Origin of the sequence: Leadbettera azotonutricia ZAS-9, assembly GCF_000214355.1 — a bacterium.
Lineage (GTDB): Bacteria > Spirochaetota > Spirochaetia > Treponematales > Breznakiellaceae > Leadbettera > Leadbettera azotonutricia.
The window spans coordinates 371,703-390,599 of the sequence record NC_015577.1; the positions used below are offsets into that span (position 1 = coordinate 371,703).

The following is an 18,897-nucleotide window of genomic DNA, read 5'->3' on the forward strand; positions in this document are numbered from 1 at the left end:
ACATAGCCGGGGGCAGCAGATGACTGAGTATTTAAATTTAAAAGCGGCGGATTGCAAAAATTGCTATAAGTGCATCAGGCATTGTCCGGTAAAGGCCATTCAATTTACCGGCAATTCGGCGCAGATTATACCGGAAGAATGCATACTTTGCGGCCGCTGCTTTGTGGTATGCCCCCAGAACGCCAAAGAAATCCGGAACGATGTGAGTATTGCCGAGGCCCTTATTGGAAGCGGGGCCCCGGTATACGCAAGCCTGGCGCCCTCGTTTGCAGCCAATTATACTGACGAGTCCAGCCACGCCCTCTCCATTGAACAGATGGAAACAGCCCTAAAGGAATTGGGTTTTGCGGGGGCTGAAGAAACTGCCCTTGGCGCGGCCATTATCAAACGTCAATACGATGAAATGGTCAAGCGGGAGGACAAGAACATCGTTATTTCTACCTGCTGCCATTCGGTAAATCTTTTGGTGCAAAAATACTACCCTGAGGCACTGCCCTATATTGCGCCTCTTCTTTCGCCCATGCAGGCCCACAGTGTGGATCTTAAGCGCCGTTATCCTGGGGCAAAAACAATTTTTATCGGGCCCTGCATTTCCAAAAAGGATGAAGCTGACCGTTATGGCGGTATTGTGGACTGTGTGCTTACTTTTGCCGAGTTATCCCAATGGTTTAAGCAGAAACGCATTGATATTGGCAAATGCGCTCCCAGGAACACAGAAAGCCCGGTTACGCACACCCTTACCCGGCTTTTCCCGGTAACAGGCGGCATACTGCGTACCATGGCGAAAGAAAACCCCCAATACACGTACCTTGCAATAGATGGTGTGACCAATATACAAAGAGCCCTTGAAGACATTATTAAAGGCAAATTGGACAAGTGCTTTATCGAAATGTCCGCCTGTACCGGAAGCTGTATCGGCGGTCCTTCCATGCAGAATGTGGCTGCCACCAACGGGATTCAGCGCAATACCGCGCCTGTACGCGATTATATCGCCATTAATGCCTATGCAGGCAGCGAAGACGATCCGGTATTTGCATATGACACTAAAACGCTCTCGAAAAGCTTCCCTTCGCTTGCGGTACGAAAAGTGCATTTGGGGCAAAACGCCATTGATGAAGTACTGCGGAAAATCGGTAAAACAAAGCCCGAGCACGAATTAAACTGCGGCTGCTGCGGGTACAATACCTGCCGCGACAAGGCTCTTGCGGTGCTCGAAGGGAAAGCAAACCTTACCATGTGCCTGCCCTACCTCATCGAGAAGGCAAACTCATTTTCCGACGATATCATTAAAAATACGCCCAATGCCATAATAGTACTGAACGAAAGTTTTGAAGTGCAGCAGATAAATAACGCTGCCTGCAAAATGCTCCACATCAACGAGCATGATATACTTGGCGATCAGGTTGTTCGCCTCCTTGATCCTATCCCGTTCATCGAAGTGAAAGACGAAGAAGAAAACCGCTACAACCAGCGCACCTATCTTGCCGATTATAAAAAGCATGTGGAGCAGACCATAATTTATGATAAAAGCTACCATATTATCATCTGTATTATGAGGGATATTACCGAGGCAGCGGATAAAAAAGAAGAAAAAACCAGGTTCAATCAGGAGACTATCGCCATTGCCGATAAAGTGATAGAAAAACAAATGCGCACAGTCCAGGAAATCGCATCCCTGTTGGGCGAAACTACAGCGGAAACAAAAATAGCCCTGACCAAGCTGAAAGAAGGCTTGTCAGGTGAATGAGGCAATGTATGGCACATTACAATAACAACGCCGTCCTCATAAAGCGTCAGCTTTTGGTTTCTATAATCAAATTGCTGCTTGAAGATAAACTGGAAGATGAGGTTGATCGTATTCCCTATGAGATGACCAAGGGAGCGGATTACGAATCCATCCGCTGCTGCGTATACCACGACCGCAGCATTTTAAAAACCCGCATTTTGGCGCGGCTTGGTTTTTCCATCGAGGATTATATTGAAGACGGAAGCTCCCTTGTTCCCCAGGTCCGAAAGGCGCTAAAACGCAAAAAAATCGAAGGGCCTATACTCACGGTTTTGGATGAGGCCTGCAATGCCTGCATTAAAACCCAGTACCTCATAACTGACGCCTGCCAGGGTTGCCTGGCGAGGCCGTGTACTATGAACTGCCCCAAAAAGGCTATTTCTTTTAGCCGGAACAGGGCGGATATTGACAAGGCAAAGTGCATTAACTGCGGCATTTGCCTTCAAGCCTGTCCGTATCACGCGATTATCAAAATTCCGGTCCCTTGCGAAGAAGCATGCCCTGTGGACGCTATTGCCAAAGATAATGACGGCAAAGAACGGATCGACTTTACCAAATGTGTTTTTTGCGGGAATTGCATACGCACTTGCCCCTTTGGCGCCATGATGGATAAATCGCAAATTGTGGACGTGATAAATGCAATGAAATCAGGGAAAAAACTATCCGCCATGATTGCCCCCGCAATAGCAGGGCAGTTCCGCGCTACCCTCGAAAAACTTGTAGGCGCCCTTAAGCAGGCAGGTTTTGACGAAGTCTACGAAGTTGCCCTGGGCGCTGATATAACAGCCCGGAAGGAGGCGGAAGAATTCGCCGAGCGTATGGAAAGGGACGAATCCTTTATGACCACCAGCTGCTGCCCTTCGTATATTGAAATGGTAAAAAAGCATCTCCCTGATCTTAAAAGCCACGTTTCGAACACCCGCACTCCCATGCACTACACTGCGGAAATCGCCAAAAAAGATCATCCCGATTATGGGCGGGTTTTTATCGGCCCTTGCCTTGCAAAACGCAAAGAGGGCATTGATGATCCCCTGATTGATTATGTTCTGACTGCCGAAGAAATCGGCGCTCTTTTTACTGCCATGGATATTAATGTTATGGAAGCAGAGGATGGAATAGCTGCAGGGGGCAATGCGAGAAAGGAAGGCCGCAGTTTCCCCTGGTCCGGAGGGGTCGCGGAAGCGGTCAAGCTGAATCTGAAGGCTATTTCCCAATTTAAGTCAGTTCCTGCTTCCGGCAGGGGCAAGAACGATTCAAAGACAGTTTTGGTTGATGTAATGTCGTCTTTTGAGCCTGTCAGGATAGATGGTTTTACAAAAGAAGGCGTCCAAACCCTTAAAGACTGGTCGTTAGGGTATAATACAGGCACTATCCTTGAAGTAATGGCCTGCCCCGGAGGATGTATATCGGGCCCTATGGTTATCGCAAATCCGAAAATTGCATTGAACCAGGTGAAAAAACTTGCCGAAGAAGGCAGTCATGAATGAGCGAATTGACAATAGCTTAAACGAACTCTGTACTGACGTAGGATTTGTCAATGTAAACAAACACGGCGAGCAACTCTGCGGCGATCATGTCGAAGTGATCCCCGATGACAAACTTACCGTCATGGTTCTGGCTGACGGGCTTGGAAGCGGAGTAAAGGCGAATATCCTTTCGACATTGACCTCAAAAATAATTTCCACCATGATAGCCAATTCGCTCCCCATAGAAGAATGCGTTAACACTATTGCTTCTACATTACCCCTTTGCAAAGAAAGGCAAATAGCTTATTCAACCTTTACCATAGTGAGGATAAGCAATAACATGGAAGCTGAAATTATCCAGTACGACAATCCCTGGGTAATTCTTTTGCGGAACGGCAAGAATTTTGATTATCCCAAAACTGCGGAATTTGTTGCAGATAAGGGAGAAGCAATTTTCAGCAAGGGAGTTATCAACAAAAAAGTTATTTATAAAACCAAAATCCGCCTCCAGGAAAATGATACATTTATTGCCATGAGCGATGGGGCTATACACGCCGGCATTGGTAAAAGCCTCAATTTCGGCTGGCAGCGGGATGACATCATTAAATACATGGAAGAAATTTACCAGAGCGATTATTCTGCAAAAACTACCAGTTCTTTGCTTTTAAGCAAGTGTGTTGAGCTTTATGGCGGCGAACCCGGGGATGATACTACAATAAGCACCGTAAAGATACGCCGCCGCAGGCCCATCAATTTGTTGATCGGCCCTCCCGCGAATCCCCAGGATGTTATGAAAATGATGGCCCTCTTTTTTGCCAAAGAAGGGAAGCACATTGTCTGCGGCGGCACTACTTCAACTCTGGCAGCGGAATTCCTGCGCAAGTCTTTGAATACCGGCCTTCCCAATTATGTTGATCCTGACATTCCGCCTACTGCCGCCATTGACGGGGTTGATCTTGTAACCGAAGGTGTCATCACCATGAGCCGGGTGCTCGAATATGCCAGGGACTATCTAAAAGACAATGATGATTATTTTCACTGGAAAACAAGCGAAGACGGAGCATCCCAAATCGCGCAATTGCTGTTTGAAGAAGCCACGGATATTAATTTTTATGTAGGCCGGGCAATGAATGCTGCCCATCAGAATCCGGATTTGCCTATAGGCTTTAGCATCAAAATGCATATAATTGATGAACTCTCAACTTGTTTAAAAGCAATGGGAAAACAGATTAAGGTTAGTTACTTTTAAAGGAAACGATGATGGTAGAATTATGTGTATGTATAGGCAGCTCCTGCCATATCAAGGGTTCTTTTGGGGTGATACAGGCTTTTAAGCAGCATATTGAAGAAAAAAGCCTCCAGGACAAAATCAACTTTAAATCAAGTTTCTGCATGAAACAGTGCAGCAATGCGGGAGTGGCGGTATCAGTGGACAATGTTATCCATCAGGTAAGCCCGGACAAAGCAGGGGAATTTTTTACCGCACAGGTAATGCCAAAGGTCTAGTGGTGAAACCGAGAGTACCCGCTGCCCCATCGGTACGAAGGCTGCCGTCTTATCTTCATGTTATTAACAACCTTCCCGTGGAAGGGGAATACATTTCAGGTACGTTTATAGCGGAAGAGCTTAATCTTGACTCCATCCAGGTGCGCAAGGATCTAGCCATCACCGGGGTCACAGGCAAGCCAAAAAAGGGCTACCGTATCGAGGCTTTGCGGGACGCAATAGAAAATTTCTTGGGCTGGGACAAGGGTTTCGATGCGGTGCTGGTAGGAGTCGGTAACCTTGGTTCGGCATTGATGGGGTACAGCGAACTTGTCCGTCACGGCCTTCACATTATTGCGGCTTTTGACAATAATCCCAGGATGGTAGGGAAGAGGGTGCATGGCATACCCATACTCAACACCAAAACCATGGATATCCAGCTTCGAACCCTCGGTGCCAAAATAGCTATCCTCTCTGTTCCTGCGGAAGCGGCCCAGGAAACAGCCGATGTTCTGATTCGGGCGGGCATCACGGGGCTTTGGAATTTTACAAACGTTAAGCTCAAAACGCCCGAGGGTATTATTGTTCAAAAAGAAGATATATCATCAGGGTATGCAATGCTTTGCGTTCGCATGAAGGAGTAAATCATGAACAGTATTCAGCTTAGTCAAACGAATCTTTCCAAATTGAATAAGGCTATCCATACACCTTCGTATGACCGGAATCAACGCTCGCCCGCAATAGTCCACCTTGGGCTGGGGCACTTTCACCGGGCCCACATGGCTTTCTTCCTGGATGCCCTGCTTAAAACAGGCATAACCAGGGCGGGCATTTTTGAGGTGAACCTTGTCCCGGACCGCCTTCCCATAGGGAAGATACTTAAGGAACAGGATTATCTCTATACCCTGCTCACGAAAAGCGGAGCCGGAAATCACAGCGAAGCTCCCAGCGGGAAGGAAGACGCTATAGTAATCGGCTCAATCTTGAGTTATGCCAATGCCTCGGATAGCCTTGCCGAAAAAAACAGGCTCATCGAAAAGGTTGCCTCCGGGGAAACAGCCCTTGTCAGCCTTACCATCACTGAGAAGGGCTATTGCTTTATCCCTGCCGATTTTACCCTTGACCTTAACCACCCTGCAATCAAGCACGATCTTGAACACCCCGAAGATCCCCAGTCTGCGGTCGGCTTCCTCGCTGCAGTCCTGAGCAAGCGTTCTGCCTCAAATAGGCAGCCCCTTACGATCATGTCCTGCGATAATTTCCCCTCAAACGGGGAAACCCTTAGCCGTCTTATCCGCACTTTTTGCGAGAAGGTGTATCCTTCCTGCATCTCCTGGATAGAAGAAAATGTCGCCTTCCCCTGTTCCATGGTTGACCGCATTACCCCCAATACCACCCCGGCCCACTCCAAAGAGCTGGAAGAAAAATTCGGCATCATTGACAATTGGCCTGTCTGCTCCGAAGATTTTATCCAATGGGTTTTGGAAGATAATTTTCTTCTGCCCCCCGGATCGGCCTTTAATCCAAAAGATTTTGCCAAGGTTGGCGTACAGCTCGTAAAGGATGTAGAGCCTTACGAACACATGAAGCAGCGCATCCTCAACGGAAGCCATTCAGCCCTTGCCTATACTTCCTATTTAATGGGCATCAGGAAAGTCGACGAAGCCATGGCTGACCCTCAAATTTTCAAATTTGTGCGCAGCCTATATATGGAAGAAGCCGGGGCAGCCCTTCCGCCCATAGAAGGCGTGGATCTTAAAGCGTATAAAGACACAACGGCAAACCGTTTTTGCAACCCCAATATCTCCGATACTATCCTTCGCCTTTGCGAAGACGGCTCTACCAAGATTCCCAATTTCATACTCAGGCCGTTAAAGGACGCCTTGCAGCAGAATCTCGGATATCACGCCTTTGTCTTTGCCCTCGCAGGCTGGGCTCGTTTCCTTACAGGTTCTGATGAACAGGGGCAGCCCATACCGATTAATGACCCCAACGCTGATGCGCTTAAGGCTGTTGCGGCACAGGCGCGGGAAAATCCTGCGGCGTTTTTGCGAAGCATTGGCGTTGCGGATATTTCTGATGATGCTTTTGGCAAATTAACTGCCCTGTTTAAGGACTACCTTGAAAAATTCTATAGCAAGGGTGCAAGGGAAAGTTTGGGGGAATTTCTTAAACAGTAAACCGTGGTTTTTTTGTTCAGAAGGTTTCAAAATAACAGGCAAATTCCCGGGAATCCTGCCTTTCCCTGCCCCAGACGAGAAATTCAGAACTTATAACTGAGTTGTAGAGAACGCTGGCGTTGCTCCATTCGCCAAACCTTTTCTCAAAACGCTGTATAACCTCGCTTTTGGGCAGGCCGTTTTTAATCAGCTTCTTGATATAATCGAGTTTCCTATCCATTTCTCATCCCCTTAAAATAGAAAGCATATCGCAGGAATTTGGAAAAACCAATGTTTTTGTGGACTTTTAAGCCAAATTTTGAAGGAAGCAAATGACAGAATATGGGAAAACGTCATTCTGCATCCATTAATATCAGAATTACCCTTTCGTTAAAAAACACGGATTTCCCGTAATTCTTAAAATATTTCCCCTCCTCACTTGTCTGCATAAGTAGAGGAGATATATATGAACAAAAAATTTGCTAAACATGGTTTTGTGGGTATTTTGATTTTCCTGGCCGCCATTGCTGTTTTCAGCATAGCCGCCATGCTCTTGTGGAACTGGCTCGTGCCGCCAATTTTCGGCCTCCCTGCGATCAGTTACCTCCAGGCCCTGGGGCTTATGGTCCTGGTACGTATTCTGCTCTCGGGCCTTCCCTTTAACGGGATAAGGGCAATGAGGGGCGCGGCTCTTTGGGGCAAGAATAACCCCATCAGGGAAAAGTGGATGAATATGACCGAAGAGGAACGCAATGAGTTTGTGATGAGGGAAAGGGGTTTTCATAATCATTTCCATGGCCACGCAAGGGGCGAAGGTCATGCAAAGGGCGATGACACTAAAGGAAAAGAAAATGACTAACTCAGCCATTGAAGTCAGGAATCTGACCAAAAGGTACAAGAATTCCGGAATCCCTGCTGTTGATGATGTCAGCTTTTCGGTGGACGAAGGGGAATTTTTCGCCTTCCTCGGGCCCAACGGGGCGGGTAAAACCACTACCATTTCTATACTGACCACCACCCTGGGCAAGACTTCGGGCAGCGTTTCCATAGGGGGCTATGATCTTGAAAAAAGCCCCCAGGAAGTCAGGGCCAACATCGGCATTATTTTCCAAAAGCCCAGCCTCGACCTGGATCTCTCGGCGGAAGAAAATATCAGGCTCCACGCCTGCATGTACGGCATGTATATGTACAAACCCTTCTTCAAGTGGATGCCGAAGGCTTATAAGGACAAGGTGATGGACCTGGCTGATATCATGGGCATCAAGGACAAACTCTGGAAGCCCCTCAGGACTTTTTCCGGCGGCATGCAGCGCAAAATTGAAATCGTCCGCAGCCTGATCCATCAGCCCCAGGTGCTTTTCCTTGACGAGCCTTCCCAGGGCCTCGACCCTGTAAGCCGCCGCTCCCTCTGGGATTACATCAACCAGACGCGGAAGCAGTACGGTACCACGGTTTTTCTCACCACCCACTATATTGACGAGGCGGAAAACGTAGATACTGTGTGCATGATCAACAAGGGGAAGATCATCTTCTCGGGTTCGCCCATGAATCTCAAATCCAGCCTTCGCGAGGCTTCGCTGGAAGACGCCTACATCAATTTGCTCACTACAGGAGATGCAGCATGAATGCCGTCGCATTAAATCCGATTCCCATGACTATGCCCAAGGTATTGCGGGAATTAAACGCCATAATTACCATCGTATGCCGGGATGTTTTTCTGGCAGTCAAATCGCCGCCTAAAATATTCATGGCGATCCTTATGCCGGTTATGATGCTCGGCATGTTCGGTAGCCAGCTCTCCCAAAACATGGGTATCAACATGGGCTTCAATTTCAATCAGTTTATGCTGGTCGGCATGTTGGTTAACGGCCTTTTTATGATAACCATGATGGGCATTACTTCCCTTGTGGAAGACAGGGAAACTGATTTTACCCAGGAAATCCTGGTCGCCCCTGTGTCCAGGTATTCCATAATTTTTGGAAAGATTATCGGCGCTTCTGTAATGAGCTATATCCAGTTTTTTGCGACACTCATTGTGGGCCTTTGCATCGGCGCAACCCTCAGCACAAAGGAACTGCTCATGCTGTTCGCTGTCTCGCCCCTTATGTGCCTTGCCGCCGGTTCTCTCGCAGTGGTGTGCATTGGTTTTATCCATAAAAGCACTACTGCTAATTTTGTGGTAATGATGTTGTCCATGGCGCAGATGTTCCTCTCGGGCGCGATGATTCCGATCAATAATTCAAAGGGCCTCATGGCTGTTTTAAGCCGCCTCCTGCCCATGACCTACTGTATTGACTTTGCCCGGGGAATGTTCTACCAAAATACAGGGGAAACCGTGAATGTTACGCTTTATCCGCCCGCAGTCAACCTTATTATCATCGCTTCATTTACAGCTGTGTTTTTTATAAGCGGTACTATTGCCTTTGTTCATGCAGAGACGAACAAATAATTAAAAGGAGATATTAATTATAGCATGGCTGCGTTAAGCGTATTCGAATATTTCCTTGTTTTATTGGCGGCCATACTTGCATCCAATGTAATAAACCGTTTTTTGCCCTTCCTGTCGGTTCCCATAATACAAATTGTACTGGGCGCCCTTATTACGCTTTTACCCCTGGGCTTTCATTTTGAATTGGAACCGGATCTGTTTTTTGTGCTCTTTATTGCGCCCTTGGTATTTAATTCAGGCAAGGATCTGGATAAAAAGACTTTCTGGTCTGTCAAAGGGCCTATCCTGAACTTTGCCTTTTTGCTTGTGTTTGTGACGGTTATTTCTGTCGGGTACTTCGTACATTTCATTATACCTGCTATTCCCCTCGCAGCCGCCTTTGCCCTTATCGCTTCCCTGGGGCCCACTGACGATGTGGCGGTGGATTCGGTGGTAAAACGGCTCAAAATGCCTCCCAGAATAATGAATATCCTCGTGGGTGAATCCCTCTTGAATGATGTCTCGGGCATTATCAACTTTCAATTTGCCCTGGCTGCCGCGGTTTCAGGAACTTTTTCCTGGATCGCTGCAGGCAGGCAGTTTCTTATTTTAGGCCTGGGGGGTATATTAATCGGCCTTGCCTTTACGTTAATCAAATTACTGTTGGTTAGATGGCTGCGTTCCCTGGGTATGGAAAATGTTACTTTCCATATATTAATAGAATTACTCACCCCCTTTTTGGTGTATATTATTTCCGAAAAATGCGGAACCAGCGGCGTCCTCGCAGTATTTACCGCCGGTGTTGCCCATTCCTTTGGGAAAAATAAACTGAACCCTGAAACCGCCAATCTCAATATAGCTTCTGAAAATATATGGTCTATGGTATCATTTACCCTGGACGGCCTTGTATTTCTTATACTTGGTACCCAGCTTCCCGGAATTTTAATAACCATTATAGGCAGCCCCTATTCCATAAGCACAGGAAGGGTAATTCTTGTAATTCTTCTTATTACCGCCCTTTTTATGCTTATCAGGTTTTTATGGACTTTTTTCACTTTGCGCAAAAAAGCCTATAATGAACCGGAAAATCCATTGGGAAAATTGAAGGCAAGCCTTTTTATCAGCCTTTCGGGCGCCCGGGGAACCGTTACGCTTGCAAGTATACTTTCTATCCCCTATATTTTAAGCAATGGGACTCCCTTCCCTGAACGGGATCTTTTGATACTCATTTCTACCGGCGTCATTTTATGTACGTTAATTGTTACAACTTTTATTCTCCCGTCTTTATTGAAAAAAAGGCCGAGGCCAAAAACAGCGAAGGAGAAAGGATAGCCTATATTGAAATTCTTCAAAATGTTATTCATCAACTTACAAACCTTCTCAATACCGAAAACAAGGGCGCCGTAGGAATGGTCATCGCCAATTACTATAGAAGAATAGCGGATTTAAGCCAGCGCCGCGGACCTGTGAAGGGTATTGAATATGAAGAAATCCGCAAGTTTCGGATAATGATCTTTGAATGGGAAAAACAGTATACCCGGAGCCTTGCGGACAAAGGGGAAATTGACAGCCCTATTGCGGACCAATATATAGATATGAGCGAAAGGCAGATTAAAAATATGTCAAATTCAAAACACAGCGGCTATGCGCGAATTTTTGGGTTTGTTCTGCATTCTTTCAGCCTTGATCGGAAAAAATTCAACCATGAATCGCAAAAACAATATTTTGAATTAAAAAAATTGAATAATGTTCAGGTACTGGAAAAATTAAAGCATTTACAGGTTACAAAAAATACGCCTTATCTGGAAAAGTTAACAACTGACTATGAACAGATGATGCTCATGGTGAATGCCCATAGTAACCAGGCTAATGGAGTTCAAATCCCCGTGGACAGTGAAAACGAAATTGACAAAATTGCAGCCCTTGGGTTTCAATATGAACGTGACGCTATACAATCAATGTATGAAACAGGCCGTATTTCCCGGGATTTGTCAAAGAAAATGCACGATAATATATCCCTTTTGGAGATACAGGTTTAATATCCATGCCTCAAAATATCACCGCAGTATTTAACACCTACCGTGAAAGGCTGACCAATTTTATCCGCAAGCGGGTTTCTTCTTTGGAAGATACCGAGGATATTCTGCAGGATGTTTTTTACCAGTTTACCCGCATGGATAGCATTGAAAACCCCGTGGAGCAGACTGCGGCATGGCTCTACCGTGTTGCGCGGAATAGAATAATCAATCACCAGAATAAAAAGCATGACGCTGAAATGCCTGTCTATTATGACGATGATAGCGATGACGACGATTTTGTGTTTCAGGACATTGCAGATGTTGTTTTTGACACCGAGGTAACTCCCGAAACCGAATATCTCCGGTCCATGATCTATGACGAAGTAAAGACAGCTCTTGCAGAACTGCCCCAGGAACAGCGTGAAGTATTTGAGCTGTCCGAATATTCAGACTATTCGGTAAAGGAAATTGCAGAAAAAACCCATACGCCGATTAATACGGTATTATCGCGGAAGCATTACGCGGTGCTGCATTTACGAAAGCGGCTCAAGGAGCTTTATGCGGATATTATGGGCGGAGGGTAGCGCCGCCCACTTGAAATATGCTGTACTAAATCGGTAGAATAACATCATGTATAAAGTGATACCTGTAAAACTGTTATACTATTTTCTCTATTTCGGTGTTATGTCTTTTATCGGCTGGATCATAGAAGTAATATACCGTTCCTGCAAAGAGAAAAGGCCTGTTAACCCCGGATTTCTTTCAGGCCCTTTTCTTCCGATCTACGGATTCGGCGCTGTGATTATTACCGCAGTGAATGTAGAGGCTAAGACCTTGTCCCCGGTTTTAGGATGGGCCATTACCCTTATTTCACCGACTGTTCTTGAATATTTCGGCGGGTGGATAATGGAAAAGTTTTTCAACATGAAATTATGGGATTATCATAAGCAGCGTTTTAACCTGCAAGGCCGTATATGCTTACGGTTTTCGATATATTGGGCAGCCCTTGCAGCGGTTCTTATATTGGTCATACAGCCTAGGGTGTATACAAGAATTTCCATTCTGGGTCCCTACCTATCCCACTTTTTTGCCGGTGCGCTTTTCGCCTATATCCTGTTTGACCTGACCTATTCAATAAAGGCAATGACAAATTTCAAAGCTTTCCAGCAGGATCTGGCCTTGTTAATTGAAAAGGGTAAACAGTACCATTCTGTTTTCGAATTTGCTGAAGATGGCAAGGGCAAGATTTTAAAACTCCCCGAAGAAGTTAAGCGCATATTAAAACCATTGAATGCATTTCCCTCACTCAGGCAGGATTTTAAGGCAAAATTGCCTGTATTCCCCGATTGGATAAAAAAGCATCTTGAGAACCGTTTTTGGAAGGAATTAATTTAATATCGAGAATGATGCGTTCATATCAACAATAGAGTAAAATTGTTTTATTTTGGAACCTACTTCTGATTCTGATTCTCTTTCTTGAATCCCATTGAGAAGCGTTCCAGAAGGCCCTCTATCTGTTTCCTGGAGGTGATGCTGAAATTCGCAAGGACGGCGGGATCAAACTGGTCAAAGGTAACATTGCCGGCCTCGAGTTCGCAGAACATGTTGGCAAGGTAGACTGTTTCCACCAGGTCTTTGTAATCAGCAGGGGCTGAAGTGGGATCGTGGTGGAAGCGTATGGCCGCCACAAGGCCTTCGGGGAAGTTCCACTTTTCGGCGATAAGGGCGCCGATTTCCGCGTGGTTCATGCCTGCGGAAAGATCTTCAAATGTGGAGGTAGGGAGGTTCTTCTCGGAGCAGAAATTCTTGATATTGTTCAGGAGTTCAGGGTGGATATTGGAGAAGACGATCTTGCCCATATCGTGGAGTATGCCCCCCACGTACACATCGTCCAGAAGGTTCCGGTCTTTCCGGAAATTCTTGATAAGGTTAAATGCATAGAAGGCGGTCTTATAACTGTGTTCCCAAAGGCTCTTCTTGTCCGCAGTTTCGTCGCCCAGGATTTTTTGGGTTCCATAGGAATAGAGGAGGTTTTTAATCCCCCTGATGCCTACCATTTTTACGGCCTCGGAAATACTGTCAACTTTTTTTGCAAGCATATACTGGGCAGAGTTGACTATTTTGAGGAGGTCGGCGGTGAGGGCCGGGTCCATGGAGATCTGGCGGGCAATGTCGGTCATTTCAGAATTGGGATCGTTGATAAGCTTCTGCACCAAAAGAATATTTTCGGGGAACTGGGGCAGGGAATTCACGTTGTCAACAATAGTCGAGGAAAGGATCGAAATATTTTCCAGCCTGGCCTGCTCCAGGGGGATGATGATCTTGGCGATGGTCTCCTTGTCCGAACCGGTAATGTCGAAACAGTCTTCGTCGAGGCCCATCTTTTTGAGCATGAGCACAAGAATGACGAGGCCCAGTCCTGCGCCTTCTGAATCGTCCAGCACCTGGGAGAGGGCATCTTCGAGATTGGAGTACTGGCGGGAACGGGCGAGCTTGTCGTGGATGCGGATAAGCTCGGTCTTGGTGACCGCCACATTATTGCGCACTTCAATATTGATAATGTTATTTTTTATCTGCAGTATAAGTTTTATGTAGAGGCCCTTCTCTTTTTGCAGCTGCAGGTAGTGTGCGATATTGCCAAGGGTGTTCTCTTTAAAGCCCGACATGCCTTCTTTGTAATCTTCAGGATTGGCAAGGTCCAGGCCCCTCAATAAAATAGACCCGCTTGGTATTGGCTTTTTTGGCGTTGACCGCCAGTTCCTGTACGCAGTACACGATGTAATCCTTGAGCTTCTCCTGGTCCACCTGTTTGAGGAAAACCGCAATGACCTGCTCAATATACATCTCTATTTCATGGGGAAGGGTAAAGGTAGTGACGGTCAGGGGTATCCCGGACTGAACCGCTTTTTTGACTTTAGCTTCATCGACAACCAATTCCCTTGGTGCAGGCATAAGTTTTTTTCCATCCTTCCACTATAAATACTGATATGACTTTCTATACTATACTTTTTTACCTGTATGCGCAATAACCCTTTATGTATAGATTTTGAATCCCTGCAAGTATATACTGGCAAATGATGCAGGAAATCTGGATACCTGAGTTTTTTATTGCCCTTTTCCTCTTTTTGCCCCTGATCAGGTCCAAGGTTAAGAAATTAGAGCCCCAAACCGGCATTGTTTGGCTGCCTCTGACAGCTTTTATCCTCTCCATTGGCCTTTTTTTTGCTTATGGATTCAGACCCGAAGCCATTCCCCTTCTTCTCCTGGCCGGGATAATGACAATTTTCCATATTCCTGTCATGATCGCCTTCCGCAGCAGTGCCGGATTTGATGACTTTCCCAGGAAACACCGCATCTTCACCCCTTTGGGCCTTATAATCCTGGCCTTGGCCCTGTTCCCCGCCTTCTGGTTTTCGCCCTATGATGATGCAGAAGACAATACCGAAGGGGTCTATTCCTTCATTTTAAAGGAAGGCAGCAAGGCTTTTAATGCGCGTTTATACAGCGATGGCGAATCCGGCTTTCGAACGGCGAGGCCCCTTCTGGTGCTGGCGCCCCCGGTTTTCGGCGCCAGGGCCCTTGATGCGGTGGCCAAAGCTTCGCGAGACAGGGGCTTTGCGGTGCTTACATATATCCCCAGGGGCCTTGATTCGCCTGCTGAATGGCTGGGGCATTTCCGCGCATTTACCGCAGGCATGAAGCGGGCATCGGCCAATGCCAAAGGCAGGGCCTTTGAGGAAAGGCGCAAAGGGGAAATTCTATCAATTTTGGGCCTTGTTAAGCAAAACCCCTCAATCGGGGAGGGCTTACGGCTCTCTGATCGTGCTTCAGCAGGTCAAATTTTCATAGGAGGTTATGATGCCTCAGGCTCTGCCCTTGTTTTGCTTGGCGGAAACCCTGAATTTACGCGGAATAACCCCGAGGTAAAAGGCCTTTTGGCAATGGAAAGCCCCCTTTGGTCGCTTTTCCGGGAGGAAGAGCGGGTTTTTAACCCCCTGCCCCCCGATTCGGGCTGGTTTTTATCGGTAAAAACCGGGATAGGCCACTGGTTTGCGGGTCTAAAGCCAAAAAAGATCGCTGGCTTGGGCGAAACCCCCAGGGTGAATTTCCCTATGCTTTTTATGATGTCCGACAAGGCCCTGACAGCCCAGGGCAAGGACGGGCAGTACGCTGCAGTTTACAGCGCCTTGCGATCCTGCCGGGAGCCCTCCGCCCTGGCTGTTGCCGACGGGGCAGGCCCCCTGGATTATGCAGGTTTCCCTTCCCGCTATCCCGTGCTGTCCCTTCTTTACCGGGGCAGGGGAAAGGAAGTTTGGCGGGATGCTGATTTTGCGAACGGGACAGCCCAGATAATCGCGAATTTCGCAGCCCTGGTACTGGATGCCGATGGCATAGCAAACCCGCTCCGGAAAATAGCCCTCCCCAAGGATGTGCATATAGAACCCCACTCTTGGACTCTGCCCAATCTTGGTTTATGATAGAACAATGAACGCTATGACCACAGCCAAACTGGACTCCTTTTTCCGCAGCAAGCTTGATATCGAAGGCTTTCTGCCTGCCGACAGCTCCCTCAACGGCCTGCAGGTTGATAACAATGGGGACGAAATAACGAAGATAGCCTTCGCGGTGGATGCAAGCCTCGAGACCTTAAGGCGGGCGGCAGCCCTTAAGGCGGGAATGGTCTTTGTGCACCACGGCCTTTTTTGGGGCCAGCCCCTGCGCCTGGCCGGAGGGCACAGGGAGCGGGTCAAATTCCTTTTTGATCGCAATATAGCCCTCTATGCGGTCCATCTTCCCCTGGATCATCATCCCAGCCTGGGGAACAATGGCGCTTTGGCTGAACTTTTGGGGATAGAGGACCCTGAGCCCTTCGGCCTCTACCACGGGAAGAAGATAGGCTATAAGGGGAAGCTTAAAAAACCGCTCACTATCGACGAGGCAGTCATACGCATCACCTTTATGGGCAGGCCCCCCCTGGGGGTTTATCCCTTTGGGAAAGAAGAGAGCCTGACCTGCGCGGTAATTTCCGGCGGCGCCGCTATCGAAGCTTTTCAGGCCATAGACGAAGGTGTGGACCTCTATGTAACCGGGGAAAGCTCCCACACAATATACCACCACGCCATGGAAGCGGGCCTTAACCTGATTGCCGGGGGGCATTATTCCACCGAGGTATGGGGGGTGCGCCGGATGATGGAGCTTTGCTCCTCTGAACTCAATTTGGAAACAGAATTCATCGACATTCCAACCGGTTTATGATATAGTGACTCCAATGAAGATCATTTTCGACAAGCAAAAATGCCTGCCCTTTACCCTCACTGCCCTTATCATTTTGGCGGACCAGCTGGTAAAGGGCTTCATCGTCAAGAACTGGCCCGGGGAAGGGACTTTTATAAAGGACCTTTTTAGCAACGGCCTCGTCCAGTTTTGGCATGTGCGGAACAGGGCCATTGCATTCAGCCTTGGCCATAACCTGCCCGAATCGCTGCGGCCCGCCCTGTTCGTAGTGCTGCCCATTGTCGTGCTGGGTTTTCTCCTATGGTATTATTTCAAATCCCCCGATTTCCGCACCCCCCAGCGTTGGGCTGTGGCGGGCATCATAGGCGGCGGCGCAGGGAACATCATCGACAGGATTTTCCGGCCCGAAGGGGTAGTCGATTTTGTCAGCGTAAAGTTTTTCGGACTTCTTGGCATGGAGCGATGGCCCACATTTAACATTGCCGATGCCAGCGTAGTGGTCTGCTGCATCGTATTACTCGTAACAATTTTAATTAGCCCTAAAGAGGTTCACAATGAGCAAGAAAACTAATACCCTCTGGTTTATCCTGGGGGCCACTGCCTTTAACATCCTGGTAACCGTCGTTTGCTTTGTTGCGCTGCTGATCCTCTACGCAAGGCTCATCCTGCCCCTGCTGCCCGAAACCACAGCAGCCTGGGGCTTCCCCGTCATCTTCATTGGCGCCATCGCCCTCTCATTCGTGATTTACCGCCTGGTACTTAAACAGATTATGAAGAAGGTGGATATGGAAAAGCACTTCGACCCAATTTTTGGGCATAGAAGGCCGCCGGCGAGGAGGGATTAGGGGGGAAAACGATTCTCCTTTTTCATTGTATTGTTATATATACATATCCAATTGATTCTTTTTAAAAGTATAATATTCCAAATCGTAATTTTTCAAATATTTTTCATAGAATTTTCTTAATAGTTCTTTCATGTCATCTTCTAATTTGCTGTTTACAAAGTCAATAAACGGCAAAGGAATATTTTTATAAAAAGCCTCTGCGATACTGCCCGTAATACAGGCCAGGGTATCAGAGTCCCCGCCTAACGAGATGGCAATTTGAATAGAATTTTCAAAATCAGTGCTTTCCAGAAATGCCATTATCGCCTCTGGTACAGTACCTTGGCATGTATTCAGTTTTCCACCAAATCTATATGTCTTTCTTAATTTAGATAAATCTTTGCCCAATTTATATTTGAATTCACCTTCAATGTATTCTTTAATTTCATTTTTAGTTTTGCCATTGCGAGCAAGGTAGATTGCAGACGCAATAGCCATTGCTCCCTTCATGCCTTCTTTATGATTATGGGTAATCTGGGCAGATTTCCTCGCTTCGGTTAAAGTTTCTTCTAAAGTATCAAAACACCAACCGATAGAGCCTACTCTCATAGCTGAACCATTGCCATAACTATTGTATGGTTTGGGGGAATTTTGATTAAACCAATTTCTAAATTTCCCCCCATATCCACAATTCGGATATTTCTTTGTCCATATCAACAATGAATCTTGGTAATGATAGTTGCTTAATACAGCGTTCGCTATTGCAAGTGTTAATATCGTATCATCGGTGTAATAACATTTTTGATTTATCAATTCAATCTCATGCGGCCTATCTGTTACATGATTATTCCATTCATATATGGAACCGCATATATCACCAATAATAGAACCATACATAATTATTTCCTCCTGATTCCTGATAATCTACTACGGTTTCCTTTATCCATTCTTCTCTACTCCTTAATATCAGGCAGCTTAACGGTGGTTAAGCATTGCTTCTTGCCTACCATAATACTACAGAGGTATGTCACAGACTGACATAGCTGAAAAACATTTACAAATTCACTTATTAATCGCTCTCACGTTCGTTGAAACCAGGGGAAGTATGATATATTATAAAGAGGGGGAGGTTTATTATGACAATAACACAAGAAAACAGGGTCACTTACGATGAGGTGAGCCAGAATTTCCCAAACATTGCCGAAATGGTGGACAGAATTGGCAGCACTGTGGTAATGAAAGACAATATGCCCCATTATATCATACTGGACTTTGCTCAGGTTGGGGGGAAGAAACTGCAACCAATGCAGAAGTCATGAAATCAGCCCGGAATTTGATAGCCCACCACCTTCCAGCCTTCCAGGAACTGGCTAAGTAAGGTCGGTCCCGGCTCAAATGAAGCGTGTTACCATCGAACAAGTTATGGGAATGCTGGTTTTTTGATGTTAATGGTATACCCGTCCATTGCGCCAATGAGGAACTGATTAAGCTTGGCC

The 18,897-nt window shown here is 46.7% G+C and carries 22 protein-coding genes; 18 read left to right on the top strand and 4 right to left on the bottom strand.

Annotated features, from left to right (window positions below):
- Window positions 1-19 precede the first annotated feature (19 nt).
- Genes TREAZ_RS01605 through TREAZ_RS01630 form a run of 6 tightly spaced genes read left to right on the top strand, consistent with a single transcriptional unit; the run spans window position 20 to window position 6,917 of the window.
- On the top strand, window positions 20-1,747 hold the full coding sequence (locus tag TREAZ_RS01605; protein ID WP_015710039.1) for a [Fe-Fe] hydrogenase large subunit C-terminal domain-containing protein: 1,728 nt from the start codon (window positions 20-22) through the stop codon (window positions 1,745-1,747).
- A gap of 8 nt (window positions 1,748-1,755) precedes the next feature.
- Entirely contained in the window at window positions 1,756-3,273 is a 1,518-nt protein-coding gene (locus TREAZ_RS01610; RefSeq protein WP_015710040.1) for a monomeric [FeFe] hydrogenase, read from the top strand.
- Complete coding sequence (locus TREAZ_RS01615; RefSeq protein ID WP_043922705.1) at window positions 3,266-4,501, top strand: SpoIIE family protein phosphatase; 1,236 nt, start codon at window positions 3,266-3,268, stop codon at window positions 4,499-4,501. Before TREAZ_RS01610 ends, TREAZ_RS01615 begins: the two co-directional genes overlap by 8 nt.
- An 8-nt stretch (window positions 4,502-4,509) precedes the next feature.
- Window positions 4,510-4,758 carry a (2Fe-2S) ferredoxin domain-containing protein gene (locus TREAZ_RS01620; protein WP_245535077.1) on the top strand — a complete coding sequence of 83 codons (249 nt, stop codon included), beginning with the start codon at window positions 4,510-4,512 and terminating at the stop codon, window positions 4,756-4,758.
- Window positions 4,758-5,381 carry a redox-sensing transcriptional repressor Rex gene (locus TREAZ_RS01625; RefSeq protein ID WP_043922706.1) on the top strand — a complete coding sequence of 208 codons (624 nt, stop codon included), beginning with the start codon at window positions 4,758-4,760 and terminating at the stop codon, window positions 5,379-5,381. The genes TREAZ_RS01620 and TREAZ_RS01625 overlap by 1 nt, the downstream gene beginning before the upstream one ends.
- 3 nt (window positions 5,382-5,384) lie before the next feature.
- Window positions 5,385-6,917 (top strand): mannitol dehydrogenase family protein, encoded by a 1,533-nt coding sequence (locus TREAZ_RS01630; protein ID WP_015710044.1) that lies wholly within the window; start codon window positions 5,385-5,387, stop codon window positions 6,915-6,917.
- A gap of 16 nt (window positions 6,918-6,933) precedes the next feature.
- On the opposite strand, the gene TREAZ_RS01635 is transcribed toward TREAZ_RS01630, so the two are convergent.
- Window positions 6,934-7,137, bottom strand: a complete 204-nt coding sequence (locus tag TREAZ_RS01635; protein ID WP_015710045.1) for a hypothetical protein — start codon at window positions 7,135-7,137, stop codon at window positions 6,934-6,936.
- Window positions 7,138-7,362: 225 nt separating this feature from the next.
- On the opposite strand from TREAZ_RS01635, the gene TREAZ_RS01640 reads away from it, so the two are divergent.
- From TREAZ_RS01640 to TREAZ_RS01665, 7 genes are all read left to right on the top strand, one after another.
- Entirely contained in the window at window positions 7,363-7,755 is a 393-nt protein-coding gene (locus TREAZ_RS01640) for a hypothetical protein (protein WP_015710046.1), read from the top strand.
- Entirely contained in the window at window positions 7,748-8,521 is a 774-nt protein-coding gene (locus TREAZ_RS01645) for an ABC transporter ATP-binding protein (RefSeq protein WP_015710047.1), read from the top strand. The genes TREAZ_RS01640 and TREAZ_RS01645 overlap by 8 nt, the downstream gene beginning before the upstream one ends.
- Entirely contained in the window at window positions 8,518-9,345 is an 828-nt protein-coding gene (locus tag TREAZ_RS01650; protein WP_015710049.1) for an ABC transporter permease, read from the top strand. Before TREAZ_RS01645 ends, TREAZ_RS01650 begins: the two co-directional genes overlap by 4 nt.
- Window positions 9,346-9,369: 24 nt before the next feature.
- Window positions 9,370-10,656, top strand: a complete 1,287-nt coding sequence (locus TREAZ_RS17185; protein WP_052297621.1) for a cation:proton antiporter — start codon at window positions 9,370-9,372, stop codon at window positions 10,654-10,656.
- 263 nt (window positions 10,657-10,919) lie between these two features.
- Window positions 10,920-11,363, top strand: a complete 444-nt coding sequence (locus tag TREAZ_RS17980) for a hypothetical protein (protein WP_148257631.1) — start codon at window positions 10,920-10,922, stop codon at window positions 11,361-11,363.
- Between the two features lie 5 nt (window positions 11,364-11,368).
- Window positions 11,369-11,926, top strand: coding sequence for an RNA polymerase sigma factor (locus TREAZ_RS01660; protein WP_015710050.1), 558 nt, complete (start codon window positions 11,369-11,371; stop codon window positions 11,924-11,926).
- 46 nt (window positions 11,927-11,972) lie between these two features.
- Entirely contained in the window at window positions 11,973-12,737 is a 765-nt protein-coding gene (locus TREAZ_RS01665; protein WP_015710051.1) for a putative ABC transporter permease, read from the top strand.
- 56 nt (window positions 12,738-12,793) lie between these two features.
- Here the strand turns inward: TREAZ_RS01665 and TREAZ_RS01670 are convergent, their stop codons facing one another.
- Window positions 12,794-14,053: an HDOD domain-containing protein gene (locus TREAZ_RS01670; RefSeq protein WP_342632990.1), complete on the bottom strand. Its 1,260-nt coding sequence runs from the start codon at window positions 14,051-14,053 to the stop codon at window positions 12,794-12,796.
- Window positions 14,025-14,294, bottom strand: coding sequence for a hypothetical protein (locus TREAZ_RS18685; protein WP_342632991.1), 270 nt, complete (start codon window positions 14,292-14,294; stop codon window positions 14,025-14,027). Before TREAZ_RS18685 ends, TREAZ_RS01670 begins: the two co-directional genes overlap by 29 nt.
- 122 nt (window positions 14,295-14,416) lie before the next feature.
- On the opposite strand from TREAZ_RS18685, the gene TREAZ_RS01675 reads away from it, so the two are divergent.
- Genes TREAZ_RS01675 through TREAZ_RS01690 form a run of 4 tightly spaced genes read left to right on the top strand, consistent with a single transcriptional unit; the run spans window position 14,417 to window position 17,422 of the window.
- Window positions 14,417-15,820 carry a hypothetical protein gene (locus TREAZ_RS01675; protein ID WP_148257633.1) on the top strand — a complete coding sequence of 468 codons (1,404 nt, stop codon included), beginning with the start codon at window positions 14,417-14,419 and terminating at the stop codon, window positions 15,818-15,820.
- Window positions 15,821-15,827: 7 nt separating this feature from the next.
- Window positions 15,828-16,598: a Nif3-like dinuclear metal center hexameric protein gene (locus tag TREAZ_RS01680; RefSeq protein WP_015710053.1), complete on the top strand. Its 771-nt coding sequence runs from the start codon at window positions 15,828-15,830 to the stop codon at window positions 16,596-16,598.
- A gap of 13 nt (window positions 16,599-16,611) precedes the next feature.
- Window positions 16,612-17,148: a signal peptidase II gene (lspA, locus tag TREAZ_RS01685; RefSeq protein WP_015710054.1), complete on the top strand. Its 537-nt coding sequence runs from the start codon at window positions 16,612-16,614 to the stop codon at window positions 17,146-17,148.
- Entirely contained in the window at window positions 17,132-17,422 is a 291-nt protein-coding gene (locus TREAZ_RS01690; RefSeq protein WP_015710055.1) for a hypothetical protein, read from the top strand. The genes lspA and TREAZ_RS01690 overlap by 17 nt, the downstream gene beginning before the upstream one ends.
- A 33-nt stretch (window positions 17,423-17,455) precedes the next feature.
- On the opposite strand, the gene TREAZ_RS01695 is transcribed toward TREAZ_RS01690, so the two are convergent.
- Entirely contained in the window at window positions 17,456-18,298 is an 843-nt protein-coding gene (locus TREAZ_RS01695; protein ID WP_015710056.1) for an ADP-ribosylglycohydrolase family protein, read from the bottom strand.
- Window positions 18,299-18,537: 239 nt separating this feature from the next.
- On the opposite strand from TREAZ_RS01695, the gene TREAZ_RS01700 reads away from it, so the two are divergent.
- Entirely contained in the window at window positions 18,538-18,720 is a 183-nt protein-coding gene (locus tag TREAZ_RS01700; protein ID WP_052297623.1) for a hypothetical protein, read from the top strand.
- Window positions 18,721-18,897 lie beyond the last annotated feature (177 nt).